Here is a 19,460-nt window from a genome sequence, read left to right on the forward strand (position 1 = left end):
GGTGCGGGTGGGTGGGGGCTGGTCGCGCAGTTCCCCGCGCCCTGAAAGACCTAGGGGCGGCGGGGGCCGGAAGCGGCTTGGGCGCCCGCGCTCCAGCGGCCGAGGACCGGCTCGCCGAGGGTGCGGGCGGGGAGGCAGAGGGTGGGGCCGTGGCGCTCGAAGAGGCTGTCACGGTCGTCGAAGTGGCCGAGGTCGACCCGGACCCGGGCGGAGAGATCGCAGGAGTCACCCTGCGCTCCGCAGCTCAAGGGGCCGTCCCAGCGCAGGCCCGTACGCGCCACGGCGTCGAACAGGGTCTCGCCGCCCTTGTTGGTGAAACCGGCGGAGGCGGCGCCCGTGCGCATGTCGCTGAACAGCTCACCGATCGGCACCCACCCGCCGTCGACACCGAACTCCGGCCACGCCAGCAGCACCCGCTCCGGGACCAGCGTCTTCAGGCGCGGGAACCTCGGATACCAGAAGCTGCCGTCGACGAGCAGGCCACGGACGCGCGTCGCCACCCCCGACGCCCGGGCGACCGCCTCCAGCACCGCCATGCGCTGGCTGCACGAGCCTCGGCCCAGGGCGAGGGTGCGTGAGGCGCGGCGGCGGTCGTCGACCGAGTACACCGGGCGGACCTCACGGGCGATGATCCCGTGGGCGGTGCGCAGGGCGTCGAGAGGGGAAGCCGGTCGCGTCTGCTGGACGCGTGAGGTGAGCCCGGTGACGCGGGGGTGTCGCCAGTCCAGGATGCGGGTCGGGAGCGTGGAACCCTCCACCGCCGCGGCGGCATCGGCGGGCTCGGCGTGTTGAGGACGCCCGAGTCGCGCGACGCTCGCCGTTCGGCACGGCATCAGCAGTCGGCTGGTCATCGCCACCCCCGCATGGTCCCCTACCCGCACCCAACGGTTCCCGGTCATCATCACACGGTCACGTCCCTCCGCGACACCAGGAGCAACGCCCATGGCGACAGTCGAGTTGAGTGCTCAGGAGGCCGCGGCCCTCGCGGCGGTCGACGAGGCGGCCATCGCCCGTACCCTGCCGGAGCTGATCGCGATACCGAGCGTGACCGGCAGCCCGGCCGAGTCGGAGCTCCAGCACCACCTGGCGGGGCGGCTCGAGCGGCTCGGGCTGGACGTGGACCTGTGGTCCATGGACCTGCCGGAGCTGCTGGCGCACCCGGACTTCCCCGGTTCGGAGGCACCGCGGGAGGAGGCGTGGGGGCTGGTGGGGACCACGCGGGACGGTGGCGACGGGCCGACGCTGATACTCCAGGGGCACGTCGACGTCGTACCGCCGGGAGACGTGGAGCGGTGGGAGGGCGACCCGTTCGTGCCGCGGGTGACGGGGGACACCGTGCACGGCCGCGGCGCCTGTGACATGAAGGCCGGGCTCACCGCTCACCTGGCGGCGCTAGCGGCGATCCGGGCGAGCGGGGTGCGGCTGCGCGGGCGGGTGGCGGTGCACTTCGTGGTCGGCGAGGAGGACGGCGGCCTCGGCGCCTTCGGCACGCTCCGGCGCGGTCACACGGGCGACGCGTGCGTCATCGCCGAGCCGACCGCCGGGACCCTCGTCACGGCCAACGCCGGTGCGCTGACCTTCCGTCTCGACGTACCCGGCCGGTCCGCCCACGCGAGTTCGCGTGACGAGGGCGTGAGCGCCGTCGACGCCTACCTGCCCGTGCACCGGGCCCTGGCCGAACTGGAGACCGCGCGGAACACCGACCCCGACCCGCTGATGGCCGAGTACCCGATCCCGTACGCACTCTCGGTCGGCACCCTGCGGTCCGGTGACTGGGCGAGCAGCGTGCCCGATCTCCTCGTCGCCGAGGGGCGGTTGGGCGTACGGCTCGACGAGGAACCGGCGGCGGCCCGGGCCGCGCTGGAGCGTTGCGTGGCCGAGACCTGCGCCGCCGACCCGTGGCTGCGCGAGCATCCGGTGACGGTGACCTGGCCCGGCGGCCAGTTCGCCCCCGGCCGCCTGCCGGCCGGGCATCCGCTGCGGGACACCGTACGAGAGGCCCACGCGGCGGCGAACGGGGGCGTGCGGGTACGGGAGCGCGGCGCGCCCTACGGCAGCGATCTGCGGCACTACACGGCGGCGGGCATCCCCACCCTCCAGTACGGTCCCGGCGACATCCGCCACGGCCACAGCACCCGGGAGCGGGTCGACGTGCGGGAGGTCGTGGACGTGGCGCGGACGCTGGTGCTCACGGCGCTGCGGACGGTCGGCACCAAGTAGTCCCCGAATAGCCCCGAGTAACCCCGGGCGGCCCCAAGTAGCGTCACGCCGAGTCCGGTTGTCACCGGCCGGGCCCGTGGTGGAGGATCGGCGGCGTTCGAGGCGCACGAACCGCGGTGCGCGGTGGGGACGCCAGGGGGCAGCGATCTATTCCGTAGTGGTCAATGTGCTGGTCGGTCTGGTGACCAGCTTCATCGGTGGTGGGTTCGTCTGGCTCTGGGAGCGCGCCAAGCGGGCCCGCGTGCTGCGGCGGAAGGCGGACTTCTTCGGCCTCGTCCCCGGAGAGACCTGCTTCATCGTCATCGGCAACAAGCACAACGCGCGAGGGGTCGCGGACCACAAGGAGATCCGCGCCATGATCGAAGTGGCGACCCTGGCCGGCCAGCTCGGCTGTGACGTCGACACCGAGGCCGGCGACGACTTCCGCGGCAGCAACGGCGACCGCACGGAGTTCTGCGTCGGTGGCCCGCTCGGCGACGCCAACCCCCGCACGGGCGGCCACCTCGCCGCTCATGTGCCCGGATTCAGCATCCTGCCCTACGGTCCGGGCGCGGACTCGGTGACGTTCGTCATCGGCGGCCACCGGTACCCATGGCTGAAGAACGAGGTGGAGTACGCGGTCGTCGCCAAGTTCACGCCACCGGAAGCGACCCGGCCGGTCCTGGTGGTGTGCGGTCAGAGCGCCCTGGCGAACCAGGCCGCGATCCACTTCCTCAAGCGCGACCACCGCCAGGTGGCCGAGTCCCTCGACTCGGTCGACCGCTTCTGCGTCCTGATCAAGGTCGCGGGCATCGGCACGTACGGCTTCCAGGGCGCGAGCCTCGAACGCGACGTGACCGACGCGGCGTTCACGCGCCCTGACGTCACGAACGCCGGCACGTGACGGCCCGACTCCTCTCGTGACCAGTCCCGCTCCCGCTCCCGGTCACGCCAGCGCGGTCGCGGTCGCGCGGACGAAGGCCTCCGGGTTGTCCAGCATGATGTTGTGCCCGCAATCCGGTATCGGCACCACGGCCACCCCCGCCTCGGTCAGCGCCTCGGCCCCGGCCAGCGGGCCGTCTGCCTCGGGCAGCAGATAGGTACGGGGAATCCTCAGGTCGAGCAGCAGTTCGCGCATGATGGGAACGGTTCCCCGGGCGAGATGGACCGCACTGCGGTGCAGGGCCTCACGCCCGGCCAGGCGCATGGTGGACCACCAGTGGGGGCCCACCCGGTCGCGGACCTCTGCCCAACCGCCGGCCAGGAACTCCTGCTCGGAGTAGGCGGCGATGCCGCTGCTGCCGCTGGATCCCGGTCGGCGCGGTATCGCGTCGAGGTTGGCGTCGACGAGGACCAGGCGGGAGACCAGGTGCGGGTGCCGGGCGGCCAGGACGATGGCCACCGAGCCGCCCATGCTGTGCGCGATCAACTCGGCACCGGCCACGCCCGCGGACGTCAGGGCCTGAGCCAGGGCGTCGGCGTGCGACTCCAGGGTGTAGTCGAAGTCCGTCGGCCGGTCGCTGATGCCGTGACCGAGCAGATCGATCAGCAGCGAACGACGTCCGGCCAGCGCGGGATGGACCGCGACCTCCGCGAAGTAGGCGGGCGAGGTGGCGCCCAGACCGTGCACGTACACACGGGAGGGTTCCTCACCCGGCAACTCGACCCAGCGGATGAGGTCACCTTCAGGTGTCACGACGGTGCTGCGCACGGGCTGCTCCCTGCGATCAAGATCGATGGACGGACGAGCGTAGCCACCACGCCCCGGCGCGTCACCGGAGTTTCCCGGCGCAGGGGCCAAAGGCGGCTGCCGGGACCGGCCCACCCTCTTCACCACATGACGAGGGCGGGGCCCGAAAGCCCCGCCCGAACCTACGAATCCTCAGGCCACCGCCACCGTCACGGCCACACCAGGCAGTACGGCTGATGCCCCGCCTCGTGCAGCCGGTGGCTGAAGTCCTGCCACTCGTGCAGCAGTTGGTACACGTTGAACGCGTCCCGCGGGCCGCCCCGGTCCGGGACCGTCGACCAGATGAAGGCGGCCGCGCCGACCGCTTCCTCGCCGATGCCCCGCAGCGGGTCGACGACGGTCATGGGGAGCTTCACCACCGCGTAGTCGGGGTGGAGGACGACCAGTTCGAGCGGGGGAACCTTGTTCAGGGGGACGCCCTCGATGCCCGTCAGCACCATGGCGGCCATCGTCTCCGGCTTGATCTTGGTGAACATGCCGTTCATGCCGAGCTCGTCGCCGCCGAGTTCCTCCGGACGCATCGAGATCGGGACGCGGGCTGCCGTCGCGCCGTCGGGTGCGCCGAAGTACTTGTACGTCACCCCCACCCGACCACCGTTCCTGCTTCCTGCGCGCAGCCGATCGGCCACGTGGTCCGTCCGGTCCATTCGGGGTGTCCGAGGCGTGCCGGGCGTGCGGTTGGTCCTGCCGGTCTGATCCATGCGATCCATGCGACCCATCCGATCCATACGGTCCTTACCGTCCATACGGTCCGGTCGGTCGATTCGCTCAGCGCCAGTGCGCTGCGGAACGGAATCATCCTGGTGTGCCCCCGTGGGGCCCAGGGGAAGCGTGGGGTTCGAAGACCCCGCGGGCTCCGGCGGAGCCGTGGGGCGCTGCGGTCCCGTGGGAGTGTGCGGAGGACCGCCGGCGGGGTCCGGGGGGCCCGTCGACGGACCCGTCGAGCCCAGAGGGCCGATGGGGTTCTGCGGAGCCACCGGAGAAATGGGGCTCTGCGGGCCCACCGGACCTGCCGGTCCGGGAGGACCCGGCGGAATCTGTCCACCCTGTGCCTGCCGTGCTTCGCCTCGTGCCTCGGTCGATTCCTCCGCCTCGCGCCGGTGCCTTCCCCGCCGGGCACGCCGGGGGCCGAGGTCATCGGTCCCCTCGCCCAGTCCGCCACCGCGATGCATATCTCCACCCGACTGCTGTTCTAGGACGCGTGGCCCCCGCCGCGCAACCCGATCATCGTGTCATTGTGACCTCCCCCACGGCCGCGCGCCGAAACGTGCGTTGAAACACCTGTCCGCAGGATCTTCGGAGCCTCTGACACCATGGCTAGTGTGAGCTATCCGTATAAAGCCCCAGTCTCGCAGACTCTTTTCGAGCGTGCGTCGGCCGTCACGCCCGGCGGCGTGAACTCTCCCGTGCGCGCCTTCCGTGCCGTGGGCGGTACGCCCCGGTTCATGGTGTCCGGTACCGGTCCGTATCTCACCGATGCCGACGGTCGCGAGTATGTAGATCTTGTGTGTTCATGGGGGCCCATGATCCTCGGGCACTCGCGTCCCGAGGTCATCGCGGCCGTCCAGGAGGCCGTCTCCCGCGGCACCTCCTTCGGTACGCCCGGTGAGGGCGAGGTCGCGCTCGCCGAGGAGATGGTCGCCCGCGTCGAGCCCCTCGACCAGGTGCGGCTCGTCTCCAGCGGCACCGAGGCCACCATGTCCGCCATCCGGCTCGCCCGCGGTTTCACCGGCCGCACCAAGGTGATCAAGTTCGCCGGGTGTTACCACGGTCACGTCGACTCGCTGCTCGCGGCGGCGGGGAGCGGGGTCGCGACCTTCGCGCTGCCCGACACCCCCGGGGTCACCGGCGCGCAGGCCGGGGACACCATCGTGCTGCCGTACAACGACCTCGACGCCGTACGGGACGCCTTCCTGGCCCACCCCGGCGAGATCGCCTGCGTCATCACCGAGGCCTCGCCCGGCAACATGGGCGTCGTACCGCCGCTGCCCGGCTTCAACCAGGGGCTGAGGGACGTGTGCGCCGAGCACGGGGCGCTCTACATCTCCGACGAGGTCATGACCGGCTTCCGGACCAGCCGGGCCGGGTGGTTCGGGGTGGACGGGGTCCGGCCCGACCTCATGACCTTCGGGAAGGTCATGGGAGGCGGGTTCCCGGCCGCCGCCTTCGGGGGGCGCGCCGACGTCATGGCGCACCTCGCACCCGTCGGGCCCGTCTACCAGGCGGGCACCCTCTCCGGGAACCCGGTCGCCACCGCCGCCGGGCTCGCCCAGCTGCGGCTGCTCGACGACGCCGCGTACGACACGGTGAACGCCGTCTCGGAGCAGATCCGTACGCTCGTCACCGAGGCTCTGACCAAGGAGGGTGTCGCGCACACACTGCAGAACGCCTCCAACATGTTCTCCGTCTTCTTCACCGACCGCCCGGTGCGCGACTATGAGGACGCCAGGGCGCAGGAGTCGTTCCGCTTCAACGCCTTCTTCCACTCGATGCTGTCGCAGGGCGTCTATCTGCCGCCGTCGTCGTTCGAGTCGTGGTTCGTGTCGACCGCGCACGACGAGCGGGCCGTCCAGCGCGTCGCCGACGCCCTGCCCGCCGCCGCCCGTGCCGCCGCGGAGGCCGCCGCATGAGCAGCGTGAACGCTACGAACGGCAACGGTACGGACGGTACGGACGGCACGGACGACAGAGACGTCACCGTCGTCCACGTCATGCGGCACGGTGAGGTCGCCAACCCCGACGGGATCCTGTACGGCCGGCTGCCCGGCTACCACCTCTCCGAGCTCGGGCGGCGCATGGCCGACCGGGTCGCCGAGCACCTCGCCCCCCGGGACGTCACGCATGTCGTCGCCTCGCCGCTGGAGCGCGCGCAGGAGACGGCGACGCCGATCGCCAAGGCCCACGGTCTCGACCTCGCCACCGACGCCCGCCTCATCGAGGCGGACAACGTCTTCCAGGGCAAGACCTTCGGCGTCGGCGACGGGGCGCTGCGGCGGCCCGAGAACTGGAAGCACCTGGTCAACCCGTTCAAGCCGTCCTGGGGCGAGCCGTACGTCCACCAGGTCATCCGGATGGTGGGGGCGCTCGACGCGGCGAAGGACGCGGCGCGGGGTCACGAGGCCGTGCTGGTCAGCCACCAGCTGCCGATCTGGATCGTGCGGTCGTACGTCGAGCGGCGGCGGTTGTGGCACGACCCGCGCAAGCGGCAGTGCACGCTGGCCTCGCTGACGACGTTCACGTACCAGGGCGACAAGATCGTGTCCGTGGGGTACACGGAGCCGGCGCGGGATCTGGTGCCGGCGCATCTCCTTGCCGGGGCCAAGCCGGTGAAGGGGAAGGGCAAGGCGTTCGGGGCGTAATCGCTCCGCTGGGTTGGGCGGGGTGCCTGATGTCGTAGGGCGACTGCGGGTTGTTTGTGGTTGCTCGCGCCCACGCGGCGGAGCCGCACAATGTCACAGCCCCGCGCCCCTAAGAAGCATGGGGCTTGCCCGGCATTGCTACGGAACCCGGTAAGCCGTACGTCTCTCCCGGACGTACGGCCCCTCGCCATGCCTACGCGCACCCCACCGGCGTACGCCCCGTCACAAAGCGTACTGGTGTGGGCATCTGAGCGTATCTTCGCAAACTATCTTAAATATGCGTGAGATCGTCGGAACCCCCACCTTCGCCGTGCCCTCTAAGACGGTGTCCTTCGACTGACCCGAGGAGGACACCGCACGACGAAGGGGGAAGCGATGCGTGACATCAGCCGCAGGGGAATGATCGGACTCGGCGCAGGTGCCGCCGCCGCGCTGGGGCTGTCCGGATGCGGTACCGCCCTGCAAGACGGGTCGAGCGACGCCGCGGGTTCCAGGAAGCGGGGCAAGAGCCACGAGCGCGAGGCCAAGCCGATCGGGGACGGGTCCACCGAGAACACCGGCAAGCAGCCCAAGCAGCCCGACAAGCCGCGGCCCCTGGAGCCCGGTGAGACGCCACCGCAGTTCGTGGTGTTCTCCTGGGACGGGGCCGGTGATGTCGGGAACGGGTTGTTCCCGCGGTTCCTGAAGGCCGCCGAGGACCACGGCGCCCACATGACCTTCTTCCTCTCCGGCATCTATCTGCTGCCCGAGTCCAAGAAGCGCACGTACCTCCCGCCGAACAACGCGCCCGGCGCCTCCGACATCGGCTACCTCACGGACGAGCACATCAAGTCGACGCTGGGGCACATACGCCGGGCCTGGCTCGACGGGCACGAGATCGGCACCCACTTCAACGGGCACTTCTGCGGCGGCTACGGCTCGGTCGCGAACTGGACGCCCAAGCAGTGGCGCAGCGAGATCGAGCAGGCGAAGTCGTTCGTGAAGGAGTGGCGGACCAACACCGGGTGGACCGACCTCGAACCGCTGCCCTTCGACTACGACAAGGAGCTCATCGGCGCCCGGACGCCCTGCCTGCTCGGCCAGGACAACCTGCTGCCGGCCGCCCGTGAGCTCGGCTGGCGCTACGACGCCTCCTCGTCCGGCGGCCTCCAGGTCTGGCCGCAGAAGAAGCAGGGCATCTGGGACCTGCCGCTCCAGCAGATACCTTTCCCCGAGCACAGCTTCCAGGTCCTCTCGATGGACTACAACATCATGTACAACCAGTCGCAGAACTCCACCAAGGCCCCGCCCGCCAACTACCCGGGCTGGCGCCAACAGGCCACCGGGGCGTACGTCGCCGGGTTCGAGCGGGCGTACGAGACCAACCGGGCGCCCTTCTTCATCGGCAACCACTTCGAGGAGTGGAACGGCGGCATCTACATGGACGCCGTCGAGGAGGCACTCAAGCGCGTCGCGCGGGAGAAGGAGAAGGGCGCGGACGTACGGCTCGTCTCCTTCCGCCAGTTCGTGGACTGGCTGGACGTGCAGAAGCCGGAGGTACTCGACAGGCTTCGGTCGCTGGGAGTCGGGCAGGCGCCGACCGGTGGCTGGAAGGAGTTCCTCGCGGATGCCGGGAAGCAGTCGGGCGGCGGGGCGGAACAGGGCACTCAGGGCACCTGAAATGGGGTTTTGCCCCCTTGAGGGGGGTGCGGAAGATTCCCGAAACGGGCATGCGAAACTTTTCACATGAGTGCCGCCAGCCGCACAACGGCCGCAGCCCGCGCCCTCCAGCGCTCGAACCGCACCCGTCGCTCCGCCCTGTTCACCGCCGGGGCCGCGGCGCTGGTGCTCGCCGTCTCCGCGTGCGGTTCCGGCGGGACCTCGGGAGGCGGTGGCGGCACCGGCTTCATCACCAGCTCCGACGGCATCGCCACCGTGAAGAAGGGCGACCGGGCGGACGCCCCCGACCTGTCCGGCAAGACCATCGACGGCAAGCAGCTCGACGTCGCCTCCGCCTACAAGGGCAAGATCGTCGTCGTCAACGTGTGGGGCTCCTGGTGTTCGCCCTGCCGCGCCGAGGCACCCAACCTCGTCAAGGTCTCCGAGAAGCTCGCGGGCCAGGGCGTGCAGTTCGTCGGCATCAACACCCGCGACACCAGCACCGGACCGGCACGGGCCTTCGAGCAGGCGTACAAGGTCGAGTACCCGAGCCTGTACGACCCCACCGGCAAGCTGATGCTCCGCTTCAAGAAGGGCACCCTCAACCCGCAGGCGATCCCCTCGACCCTCGTCATCGACCGGGAGGGCAAGGTCGCCGCGCGCTCTCTCCAGGCGCTCAGCGAGGCGAAGCTGCGCAAGCTGATCGATCCGGTCCTCGCGGAGAAGTGACCTCGTGTCCCTCGTCACCGCCACGGCCGACCTCGCCGCGTCCACCGACCCGAACCAGACCGTCTACAGCGGCGCGCTGCTGATCGCCCTGCCCATCGCCGTCCTCGGCGGTCTCGTCTCCTTCTTCTCGCCGTGCGTACTGCCGCTGGTGCCCGGCTACCTGTCGTACGTCACCGGGGTGAGCGGCACCGACCTGGCGGAGGCGCGGCGCGGGCGGATGGTCGCCGGCGCCGGGCTGTTCGTGCTCGGGTTCACCGCCGTGTTCGTGTCCGGCGGGGCGCTGTTCGGGTACTTCGGGTCGACGCTGCAGGAGTACCAGGGCACCCTGTCCAAGGTCCTCGGCGTGCTCATGATCCTCATGGGCGTGTTCTTCATGGGGCTGATGCCCTGGCTCACCCAGCGCGAGTTCCGCTTCCACAATCGGCCCACCGCCGGGCTCGTCGGCGCGCCCCTGCTCGGCGCGCTCTTCGGCATCGGCTGGACGCCCTGCATCGGCCCGACCCTCGCCTCCGTCAACGCCCTCGCCATGGACCAGGCGAGTGCCGGTCGCGGGGCCCTGCTGACGGTGGCGTACTGTCTCGGGCTGGGCGTGCCCTTCGTCCTTGCCGCGGTCGCCTTCCGCAAGGCCCTCGGTGCCTTCGGCTGGGTCAAGCGGCACCACGTCTGGGTCATGCGCGTCGGCGGCGTCATGATGATCGCGACCGGCCTGCTCCTGCTGACCGGCGCCTGGGACCGCATCGTGCAGGAGATGCAGGTCTGGTCGAACGGCTTCACTGTGGGGATCTGATCCATGAGCAACACGGAGACCAAGGCCAAGGCCGCCGCCGGCGAGTCAACGGCCACCGCTGACGACAACGACCTCGGCGCCGCCGGCTCCCAGCTGTCCACCGCACCCACGGAGGACGCCCCCAACCTGCCCTCGCTCGGCGTCATCGGCTGGGCCCGCTGGTTCTGGCGGCAGCTGACCTCCATGCGGGTCGCGCTGCTGCTGCTGTTCATGCTGTCGCTCGCGGCGATCCCGGGCTCGCTCATCCCGCAGTCGGGACAGGACGAGACCAAGGTCGCCGACTTCATGGACCGGCACGACACCCTGGGGCCCGTCTACGAGAAGCTCGGGCTGTTCCACGTGTACAGCTCGGTGTGGTTCTCGGCGATCTACATCCTGCTGTTCATCTCGCTCATCGGCTGCATCGTGCCCCGCACCTGGCAGTTCGTGGGACAGCTCAAAGGGCGCCCGCCGGGGGCGCCGAGGCGGCTGAACCGGCTGCCCGCGTACACGACCTGGCGCACCGCCGCCGAGCCGGAGCAGGTCCGGGACATCGCGCTGAAGGTGCTGAAGCGGCGCCGCTACCGCTCCTACGCCGCCGGTGACGCCGTCGCCGCAGAGAAGGGCTACCTGCGCGAGGCGGGCAACCTCGTCTTCCACATCGCCCTGATCGTGATGCTGGTCGCGTTCGCCTGGGGCCAGCTCTTCAAGGCCGAGGGCAACAAGCTGATCGTCCAGGGTGACGGGTTCTCCGACACCCTCATCCAGTACGACGACTTCAAGTCCGGCAGCCTCTTCACGCCTGATGACCTGACCCCGTTCAGCTTCAACCTGAAGAAGGCCAAGGGCACGTTCGAGCGCACCGGGCCGAACCGGGGCACACCGCGGACGTACGAGTCGCACATCACCTACAGCGTGGGCGCGGACGGCAAGGAGAAGCCGGGCGTCATCAAGGTCAACGAGCCGCTGGTCGTCGGCGACTCGAAGGTCTACATGGTCAACTACGGGTACGCGCCGGTCGTCACCGTCCGGGACGGCAAGGGCAAGGTCGTCTTCCACGACGCCGTGCCGCTGCTGCCGCTCGACGGCAACCTCACCTCCTCCGGGGCGATCAAGGTCCTCGACGGCTACCGCGACGCCCAGGGCAAGACGGAGCAGCTCGGCTTCAACGCCTTCTTCGTGCCGACCTTCGCGGGGGCGGGCAAGGGCCAGATGCTCTCGCAGTTCCCGGCGCTAGACTTCCCCGTGCTCGCGCTGTCCGCGTACCACGGTGACCTGGGCGTCAACGCGGGCATCCCGCGGAACATCTACCAGCTCGACAAGACCAACGCGAAGGGGTTCAAGGACTCCAAGGGGCAACTGCTGAAGAAGCGGCTGCTGCCCGGCGAGACCATGAAGCTGACCGGCGGCAACGGCTCGATCACCTTCGACGGGGTCGAGCCGTGGGCCCGCTTCCAGATCACCCAGCAGCCCGGCAGCGGCTGGGCCCTGACCGGCGCCATCGCCGCCATCGCGGGTCTCGCCGGATCCCTCTTCATCCAGCGCCGCCGTGTGTGGGTGCGGGCGGTCAAGGGCCCCGACGGTGTCACGGTGGTGGAGATGGCGGGGCTGGGCCGCAGCGAGTCCACGAAACTCCCCGAGGAACTGGGGGACCTGGCCGGACTGGTCCACGAGGAGGCGCCGACCGCCGCGGACAGAGACGCGGACGCCGAGGACAGGGACGCGGACGCCGAGGACAGGGACGCGGACGCCGAGGACAGTACCCCCGACCCGTCGGGCGAGACCTCCACCTCGTCGGACGCCGAGAACACCACCCCCTCCGACGCCGACCCCACCCCGGAGCCGGGCGCCGAGACAACCCACGCCGACCCCCACGTCGTATCTGCCGAAGGGGCTGAGAAAAAGTGACTCTCGCCGCCGCGACCGAGCTGGCCGCAGGGACCAACGAGAACCTCGCCAACATCAGCAACGTGCTGATCTACTCCTCGATGGCCGTCTACACGCTGGCCTTCTTCGCACACATCGCCGAATGGCTCTTCGGCAGCCGCAGCAAGGTGGGCCGTACGGCCGCCGCGCTCACCGCCGACGGGGCCAAGAAGGCGGACGGGCCCGCCGTGACCGTGCAGACCGCCGGCGGCACCGCCGTGCTGGAGCGGCCCAAGGTGGTCGTGCGGGCGGCAGCCGGCGCCCGGGACGTGCCGGACGGGCCCGGAGCGCACGGAGGTGACGAGCAGGGCGACCTGTACGGCCGCATCGCCATCTCCCTCACCGTGCTCGCCTTCGCCATCGAGGCGGGCGGTGTGCTGACGCGCGCCCTGTCGGTGCAGCGGGCGCCGTGGGGCAACATGTACGAGTTCAACATCACCTTCTCCTCCGTCGCCGTCGGGGTGTACCTCGTCTTCCTGGCGCTGAGGAAGAACATCCGCTGGCTCGGCCTCCCGCTGATCACCACGGTCCTCCTCGACCTCGGTGTCGCCGTCACGGTCCTGTACACCGCCAGCGACCAGTTGGTCCCCGCCCTGCACTCGTACTGGCTGTACATCCACGTCTCGACCGCGATCCTGTGCGGCGCCGTCTTCTACGTGGGCGCGGTCGGCACGATCCTCTACCTGTTCAGGGACTCGTACGAGAACAAGCTCGCGACCGGCGGCAAGCCGGGCCGTTTCGCGAGCTCCGTGATGGAGCGGCTGCCCGCCTCGGCGTCCCTCGACAAGTTCGCCTACCGCGTCAACGCCGCCGTGTTCCCGCTGTGGACGTTCACGATCATCGCGGGCGCCATCTGGGCGGGCGACGCGTGGGGCCGCTACTGGGGCTGGGACCCCAAGGAGACCTGGTCCTTCATCACCTGGGTCGCCTACGCCTGCTACCTGCACGCCCGCGCCACGGCCGGCTGGAAGGGCCGCAAGGCCGCGTACATCGCGCTCATCGCCTTCGCCTGCTGGCTGTTCAACTACTACGGCGTCAATCTCTTCGTGACGGGCAAGCACTCCTACGCGGGCGTCTGACCCGGTAATTCCCGTACGGCGAAGGCCGGTTCCGGTGTGATCTGAGTCACCGGAACCGGCCTTCGCCGTACGGACAGGGAAGTGGGCGTGGAGACCAATCTGCGGAAGCGCGTGCGCGCGGGGGACCATGACGCCTTCGGTGAGCTCTTCGACGCCTACGCGCGCTCCGTCTACAACCATGCCTTCCGGCTCACGGGGGAGTGGGCGACCGCCCAGGACGTCGTCTCGCTGACCTTCCTGGACGCCTGGCGGCTGCGTGACAGGGTCGACGAGGACGGCGGTTCGCTGCGGCCCTGGCTGCTCGGCATCGCCACCAACGTCACGCGCAACACCCGTCGGGCGGCCCGAAGACACGCGGCCGCCGTGGCCCGGCTGCCGCGCGACGAGACCGTGGACGACTTCGCCGACGAGATCGCCGGACGCCTGGACGACTCGGCGCGGCTCACCCTCGTACGGACCGCCCTGGCGAAGCTGCGGCGGGCCGAGCGCGAGGTGCTGGCGCTGTGCGTGTGGTCGGGGCTCGACTACGCGGCGGCCGCCGAGGCGCTCGGGATTCCGGTGGGGACCGTACGGTCACGGCTCTCGCGTGCCAGAACAAAACTCGCGAAACATGTCAGAGATGCGGAACTGCCGCAAACCCACGGACAGATGAGAGGTGACCGCGGCAGAGCGGTCAGGCCCCTGAGGGAGGGAAACCGATGAACCAGCTCCCGGAACTTCCCGAGAGAGACCTTCCGCCGGGCCGTCACCGACTCCTCAAGGAGCATCTGATGACCGAGATCCGGCAGGAACAGCACGCCCCCGCCCACGGCGACACGCCTGCCCGCCGGCGGGGCGGTTGGCTGCGGCCCGCGATCGCGGCGGCCGCCGTCGCCGCCGCGGCCGCCGTCACCTTCACGGTGCTGCCGTCGTCGTCCGGCGACAGTGACCGTCCCGCCGCCTCGAAGCAGGCCGTACGGCTACTGGAGGACATCGCGCTGGCCGCCGAGCACGCCGATGTGCCCGGCGACATCCGTGACGACCAGTTCGTCTACATCAAGAGCAGGGACGCCTACACGAGCCAGGTGATGGGCGGGCCCGCGAAGCTCGACCCCGTCCACGACCGGGAGATCTGGCTGTCCGTGGACGGTACGCGGGAAGGGCTCCTGGAGGAGGACCGGGACGGGCTCGCGCACCAGCCGCTGGAGCCCGACTCCCCGAAGGACAAGCGGGCCACCAACTACCGCGCCCTGTCCAAGCTGCCGACCAGCCCGGAGCGGATGCGCGACTGGCTGTACGAGACGAGTGCCGACCAGGTCGAGGAGGAGCGCCCGGACAAGGACGACGCGGCCTTCGTCCTTTTCGGTGACCTGGTCCAGGAGTCGCTGATGCCCCCGAAGGTGAGCGCCGCGCTCTACCGGGCGGCCGCGACGATTCCCGGCGTCGAGGTGGTCCGGGGGGTGAAGGACGCGGTGGGTCGTGAGGGCATCGCGGTCACCCGCGAGAGCGGCGGCGAGCGTGAGCAGATGATCTTCGACGGGAAGACCTACACCTATCTCGGTGAGCGCGAGGTCGACGAGAACGGCAAGGTGATCGGCATGAGTGCCGTACTGGAGCGCACAGTCGTCGACAAGGTCGGCCGGCGCCCCTGAACCGTGTGCGAACGGGTGCGTCCCCCTCGGGCCCGCGTCAGGCTGGTGTCATGAACAAGGTCAACAAGGTCATCGAACCGGGCGCCGGCCGGACCGAGGGAGACACGCACACGCTGCACTTCACGCTGCACCTGCCCTACCCCGTGGAGCGGGTGTGGCCCGTGGTGGCCGGCCACGGCGACGGTTTGAAGGACTGGCTGGCCGCCGCGGACACCTTCGAACCGCGCCTCGGCGGAGCCGTCGCGCTGCGCTGGCTGAACACGGGCCCCGAGGGTGAGGCCGTCCTCGGCCGGATCACCGCCTGGGACGTCGAGAGGGTCGCCGAGTACACCCTGGAGGGCTTCCAGGGGCGGATACGGTTTCACGTGGAACCCTACGGTGAGCAGGGCACCACGCTCCGTTTCACCAACGAGATCCGCGGCGACGACGAACTCCGCCGCGACTGCCTCGCCGCCTGGCACCTCCACCTGGAGTACCTGGCCGAGGCACTCGACGGCCGGCCGGTGGACTGGCAGGCCTGGACACCGGGCCGGTTCGGCGAGTTGCGGGAGACGTACGCCCCCTGAGCCGCCCTGACGACCAGCGAGGTGTCCTGACGATCAGCCAACCGTGATCGAGTCCAGCTTCTGCCTCAGGTACACGTGCGAGTCCACCGGCTCGTACGCCACGCGTCCCACCGGCGCGGGCACGGACTCGACGCGGGTGCCCGGGGTGCACTCGCCGAAGTAGACGAGGGACATCAGTTCCTCGGCGGGGACGTCGGCCGGTGGCGGCAGCACGCGGTGACGGCCGGAGCGCCAGCGGTCGCCGGTCCAGCGGGCCATCAGGTCACCGATGTTGATGGTGAGGGCGTCCGGGTCGAACGGCGCGTCCTCCCAGCCGCCCTCGTCCGTGTACACCTGCAACCCGCCCTTGCCGGCCTGGCGGTCGAGGATCGTGACGGTGCCGAAGTCGGTGTGGGGGCCGATGCGGAACTGGCCCGGCTCGGGCTCGCCGATGACCTCCCTGCCCGGGTACCAGTTGATGTTGAAGCCGTAGGTGGGGTGGCTCATGTGGCGGGTGAAGAAGTCCGGTTCCAGGCCCAGGGCGTCGCCGAGCAGCGCGAGGAGGTGGTTCTCCAGCTCGGCCATCCGCGCCAGGTACTCCTCGCACAGCGGCCGGAGCTCCGGTACCTGTGACGGCCAGACGTTCGGCGCGTACCACTCCGCGTTGACGACCGGGTCCTCGAACGGTTCGTGGGTCGCGAAGGTGAGCGACTCCTTCAGGTCCGGAGGGGTCTCGGTGCCCTCGGCGTAGCCGTTCGCCTCGGCGCCCGGGCCCAGCCAGCCGCGGCCCCCGACCTTCGCCTCGTACGCCTGCTTGACCTCGGCGGGCAGGGTGAAGAAGCCGCGGGCGGCCACGCGGATGCGCGTGCGCAGGTCCGGGTCCACGCCGTGACCGGTGACCAGGAGGAAGCCGGCGCTCCGCAGGGCCTCGTCGACCGTGCGGGCGATGGCCCCGCGGGCCCCGGCGTCGCCGGAGAGCCAGGGCCGCAGGTCGACGGTCGGGACACGGGGGCTGGAGCTGGGGGTGGGGCTCGGGCTGGGGCCGTTGGGGCTGCCGGGGCTCACGGGTTCAGTCACCGATGTCCTCATTCCACAGGTCCGGGTTCTTCTCGATGAAGTCGCGCATCAGCGCCACGCATTCCGGGTCGTCCACCAGCACGACCTCCACCCCGTGCTCCGCGAGCCAGTCGTGACCGCCGTGGAAGGTCTCCGCCTCGCCGATCACCACCCGCGAGATGCCGAACTGCCGTACCAGACCGGAGCAGTACCAGCAGGGCGACAGGGTCGTCACCATCGTCGTGCCCCGGTACGTGCGCCGGCGGCCCGCCGCGCGGAACGCGGCCGTCTCCGCGTGCAGGGAGGGGTCGCCGTCCTGGACGCGGCGGTTGTGGCCGCGGCCGAGGAGGGTGCCGTCCGCGTCGTAGAGGGCCGCGCCGATGGGGATGCCTCCCTCGGCGAGACCCGCACGGGCCTCGGCGACGGCGGTGGCCAGCCAGGTGCGTGCCTGCGTGTGTTCCATGCCCTGACCTACCCGCCTCCCGTGTGCCCGCACTCTCCTGCGCGTCAGTCTCCCGCGACCTGGCGGGCTGCCCTGGCGTACGCGCGGGACAGCGCGTGGAACGACTCCTTCGGTTCCCAGTGCCAGCCGGACGCCGGGTCGTCGGGGCGGTCCCTGAGGGGCTTGACGAGGGCGTAGCTCGCCGTGTCGTAGTCGTAGCGGCGGTCGTCCGGGCGGTGCGGGGCGTCGGGGGTTACGAAGGTGAACGCCATCGCCGCGTACAAGCCCATCTCCTCCAGCGCCCCCAGCACGTCCATCAGGTACGCGGCCTGCGTCCGTTCGCTGCGCACCAGGCCCGGCTTCACCTCCGGCGGGTCCTTGGTGTGGTCGACGGCGGCCCAGCCCATGCCGCCCTGCTCGGGCGCGCCCTTGAAGGTGCAGGTGCCGAACTCGTTGATGGACAGCGGCTTTCCGGGGCGTACGTGCCGCCTGAGGTCCCGGATGTAGGCGGCACGGTCCGGGTGGTGGCCGTAGTAGTCGACGCCGACGATGTCGAAGAGGTCCCAGTCGACGCCCCACTCGGCCGTCTCCTCCTCGGCGGAGGCGTAGGTGAGCGGCCCGTGGAAGACGGACCGGCCTACGGCCGCGGCGCGCGCGGTGAAGCGGTGCAGCCGGCGGATCATCCGCTCGGGGTCGAAGGTGCCGTTCGTGAGGTTCTCGATCCGTTCGAGGACGTTGTCGCCGGGCACGATGCCGGGCACGAACAGCCAGAACTCGCAGCCCACGCTCAGATGCACGTCCGCCCCCTGCCGCCGCAGCCGCTCCGCGTACCGGCCCGTCTCCGCCAGGTGGTCGAGGATCTCCCGCTCCGGTACGTCCCCCAGGGTGGGCTCCAGCCAGACCCGTAGCCCGCGCTCGGCGGCCGCGCCCGCCGTGGCGGTGAGCCGCTCGACGCCGTCGCCGGTGACCTTGACGGAGTCGGCGTGCAGGTCGTGCCGAATGGCCCGCATGTCGGCGTGTACGCGGCGGGCGCTCCACGCGGTGCCGGGCGTCTCGCCCTCGCCGACCTCGTAGACGACGCCCCGGTACGTGAGGCCGGGCCGCCTGCCGGGTGCCCCGCTACTCGTCACCCGTGTCCTGTACGACGGGCCGTTCCGGCTCGCGGCGGACGCGGCGCTCGCCGCCGACAGCGCCACCGCCCCTCCGACGGTCGCCGCCACGCCCAGGAAACGCCCTCGGCTGATCCCCATCTGCTGCCTCCCCGTGGTGAGTTGGCTCCAGTCTCGGGACCGGGGGCCGCCCGCCGGGTCGGCCGATGGTCTACGGGTGGGTGACGAAGGGATGCGGACGCGGCTACTTCGGATGTGCGCCGTCTACTTCGGACGGAACGGTTCCTGTGGTGAGGCGGGATAATCGGGAGCGGGATCTGATCAAACTTGACTAGAGTGCGGGTATGGCCGAGACGACGATTCCGATCCTGCCGTGTCAGACCCTCCCTCCCGTCCTCGACTTCTACCGCGCCCTCGGGTTCGAGGTCGCCTTCGAGCAGCGCAGCCCCAACCCGTACGCGGTGGTCGTACGCGGTGACATCCAGCTCCAGTTCTTCGGCATGAAGCGCTACGAGCCGACCCAGTCGTACAGCACCTGCTACGTCCTGACCGACGACGTGGACGGGCTGTACGCGGCGTTCCGGGCCGGCCTCAAGGCGGCGTACGGGAAGGTCCCGACCCGGGGGCTGCCGCGCCTCGGGCCGCTCAAGGACGCCTCCCACGGCATGCGCCAGTTCCTCATGAGCGACCCGGGCGGCAACTGCGTCCGTGTCGGCCGGCCGATCAGGGACGACCTCCACCACAGCCCGGTCCCCGAAGAGACCTTCGCCCGCGCCCTGCACACCGCCACGCTCTTCGCGGACTCCAGGGACGACCCGACGGGGGCCGCGCGCATCATCGACCGCGTGCTGCGCCTGGAGGACGAACGGCCCACTCCCGTGCAGCTCGTGCGCCTCCTGGCCCTGCGCGCGGAGGTCGCCGACCGCCTCGACGACGCTGAGACGGTGAGGTCCGCGCTCGCCCGGGCGGCCGGGGTCTCCCTCACCGCAGAGGAGCGGGAGGCGGTGGGCGAGGACCTCGACCGCATCGCGGAACTCCGCGCTCAGGAAACGTGAGGCGGTGACGCCGGCCGGGCACGTGGGCGCCCCACCAGGGCGCCCTGTCAGCCCGTGGGTCCGCGCCCGCGCGCACAGCCCCGTGTTCCGGTGTTCCGAACGGCCGGATCCCGTACGGGATTTCGACTCGGTCGTGGTCAAGTGCCCCTATGCTGGCCGTGCCCAGAGTGACCACAG

General features: G+C 70.7%; 19 protein-coding genes. 13 read left to right on the plus strand and 6 right to left on the minus strand.

All coding sequences use genetic code 11. The features are described from left to right. Positions 1-50 precede the first annotated feature (50 nt). Entirely contained in the window at positions 51-851 is an 801-nt protein-coding gene (locus AB0959_RS15305; RefSeq protein ID WP_366827061.1) for a transglutaminase domain-containing protein, read from the minus strand. Positions 852-942: 91 nt separating this feature from the next. Between AB0959_RS15305 and AB0959_RS15310 the strand changes: the two genes are divergently transcribed. Together AB0959_RS15310 and AB0959_RS15315 are read left to right on the plus strand one after the other, a co-directional pair. Beyond that, entirely contained in the window at positions 943-2,220 is a 1,278-nt protein-coding gene (locus AB0959_RS15310; RefSeq protein ID WP_366826886.1) for an ArgE/DapE family deacylase, read from the plus strand. 157 nt (positions 2,221-2,377) lie between these two features. Beyond that, positions 2,378-3,103, plus strand: coding sequence for a hypothetical protein (locus AB0959_RS15315; protein WP_366826887.1), 726 nt, complete (start codon positions 2,378-2,380; stop codon positions 3,101-3,103). Positions 3,104-3,145: 42 nt separating this feature from the next. Here AB0959_RS15315 and AB0959_RS15320 read toward each other — a convergent pair whose 3' ends face one another. Together AB0959_RS15320 and AB0959_RS15325 are read right to left on the minus strand one after the other, a co-directional pair. Beyond that, on the minus strand, positions 3,146-3,910 hold the full coding sequence (locus AB0959_RS15320; RefSeq protein ID WP_366826888.1) for an alpha/beta hydrolase: 765 nt from the start codon (positions 3,908-3,910) through the stop codon (positions 3,146-3,148). A 188-nt stretch (positions 3,911-4,098) separates the two neighbouring features. Next, positions 4,099-4,536 carry a hypothetical protein gene (locus tag AB0959_RS15325; RefSeq protein WP_019061278.1) on the minus strand — a complete coding sequence of 146 codons (438 nt, stop codon included), beginning with the start codon at positions 4,534-4,536 and terminating at the stop codon, positions 4,099-4,101. 726 nt (positions 4,537-5,262) lie between these two features. Here AB0959_RS15325 and hemL point away from each other — a divergent pair. From hemL to AB0959_RS15375, 10 genes are all read left to right on the plus strand, one after another. After that, positions 5,263-6,579 (plus strand): glutamate-1-semialdehyde 2,1-aminomutase, encoded by a 1,317-nt coding sequence (gene hemL / locus AB0959_RS15330; protein WP_366826889.1) that lies wholly within the window; start codon positions 5,263-5,265, stop codon positions 6,577-6,579. An 80-nt stretch (positions 6,580-6,659) separates the two neighbouring features. Further along, positions 6,660-7,307 (plus strand): histidine phosphatase family protein, encoded by a 648-nt coding sequence (locus AB0959_RS15335; RefSeq protein WP_366827062.1) that lies wholly within the window; start codon positions 6,660-6,662, stop codon positions 7,305-7,307. Positions 7,308-7,682: 375 nt separating this feature from the next. Beyond that, entirely contained in the window at positions 7,683-8,966 is a 1,284-nt protein-coding gene (locus AB0959_RS15340) for a hypothetical protein (RefSeq protein ID WP_366826890.1), read from the plus strand. Between the two features lie 66 nt (positions 8,967-9,032). Continuing rightward, a complete protein-coding gene (locus AB0959_RS15345) occupies positions 9,033-9,674 on the plus strand; it encodes a TlpA disulfide reductase family protein (protein ID WP_366826891.1) in 642 nt (213 codons plus the stop codon). A 4-nt stretch (positions 9,675-9,678) separates the two neighbouring features. After that, positions 9,679-10,461 (plus strand): cytochrome c biogenesis protein CcdA, encoded by a 783-nt coding sequence (locus AB0959_RS15350; RefSeq protein ID WP_366826892.1) that lies wholly within the window; start codon positions 9,679-9,681, stop codon positions 10,459-10,461. Positions 10,462-10,464: 3 nt separating this feature from the next. Beyond that, the gene (locus tag AB0959_RS15355; RefSeq protein WP_366826893.1) at positions 10,465-12,348 is read left to right on the plus strand and encodes a cytochrome c biogenesis protein ResB; all 1,884 of its coding nucleotides are present in this window, start codon (positions 10,465-10,467) and stop codon (positions 12,346-12,348) included. Then, a complete protein-coding gene (ccsB, locus tag AB0959_RS15360) occupies positions 12,345-13,445 on the plus strand; it encodes a c-type cytochrome biogenesis protein CcsB (RefSeq protein WP_366826894.1) in 1,101 nt (366 codons plus the stop codon). The genes AB0959_RS15355 and ccsB overlap by 4 nt, the downstream gene beginning before the upstream one ends. Before the next feature lie 87 nt (positions 13,446-13,532). Further along, entirely contained in the window at positions 13,533-14,147 is a 615-nt protein-coding gene (locus tag AB0959_RS15365) for an RNA polymerase sigma factor (protein ID WP_366826895.1), read from the plus strand. Further along, on the plus strand, positions 14,144-15,076 hold the full coding sequence (locus AB0959_RS15370) for a CU044_5270 family protein (RefSeq protein WP_366826896.1): 933 nt from the start codon (positions 14,144-14,146) through the stop codon (positions 15,074-15,076). The genes AB0959_RS15365 and AB0959_RS15370 overlap by 4 nt, the downstream gene beginning before the upstream one ends. A gap of 50 nt (positions 15,077-15,126) precedes the next feature. Beyond that, positions 15,127-15,642: a hypothetical protein gene (locus tag AB0959_RS15375; RefSeq protein WP_366826897.1), complete on the plus strand. Its 516-nt coding sequence runs from the start codon at positions 15,127-15,129 to the stop codon at positions 15,640-15,642. Between the two features lie 33 nt (positions 15,643-15,675). Here AB0959_RS15375 and AB0959_RS15380 read toward each other — a convergent pair whose 3' ends face one another. Genes AB0959_RS15380 through AB0959_RS15390 form a run of 3 tightly spaced genes read right to left on the minus strand, consistent with a single transcriptional unit; the run spans position 15,676 to position 18,369 of the window. After that, positions 15,676-16,686: a 2-oxoglutarate and iron-dependent oxygenase domain-containing protein gene (locus AB0959_RS15380; protein ID WP_366827063.1), complete on the minus strand. Its 1,011-nt coding sequence runs from the start codon at positions 16,684-16,686 to the stop codon at positions 15,676-15,678. Between the two features lie 4 nt (positions 16,687-16,690). Then, positions 16,691-17,140, minus strand: a complete 450-nt coding sequence (locus AB0959_RS15385) for a nucleoside deaminase (protein WP_366826898.1) — start codon at positions 17,138-17,140, stop codon at positions 16,691-16,693. 44 nt (positions 17,141-17,184) lie between these two features. After that, entirely contained in the window at positions 17,185-18,369 is a 1,185-nt protein-coding gene (locus AB0959_RS15390) for an abortive phage infection protein (protein ID WP_366826899.1), read from the minus strand. 203 nt (positions 18,370-18,572) lie between these two features. Here AB0959_RS15390 and AB0959_RS15395 point away from each other — a divergent pair, with 203 nt between their 5' ends. Further along, positions 18,573-19,283: a VOC family protein gene (locus AB0959_RS15395; protein ID WP_366826900.1), complete on the plus strand. Its 711-nt coding sequence runs from the start codon at positions 18,573-18,575 to the stop codon at positions 19,281-19,283. Positions 19,284-19,460: the final 177 nt, after the last annotated feature.

It is taken from the genome of Streptomyces sp. NPDC046862 (assembly GCF_040704615.1).
GTDB lineage: Bacteria > Actinomycetota > Actinomycetes > Streptomycetales > Streptomycetaceae > Streptomyces.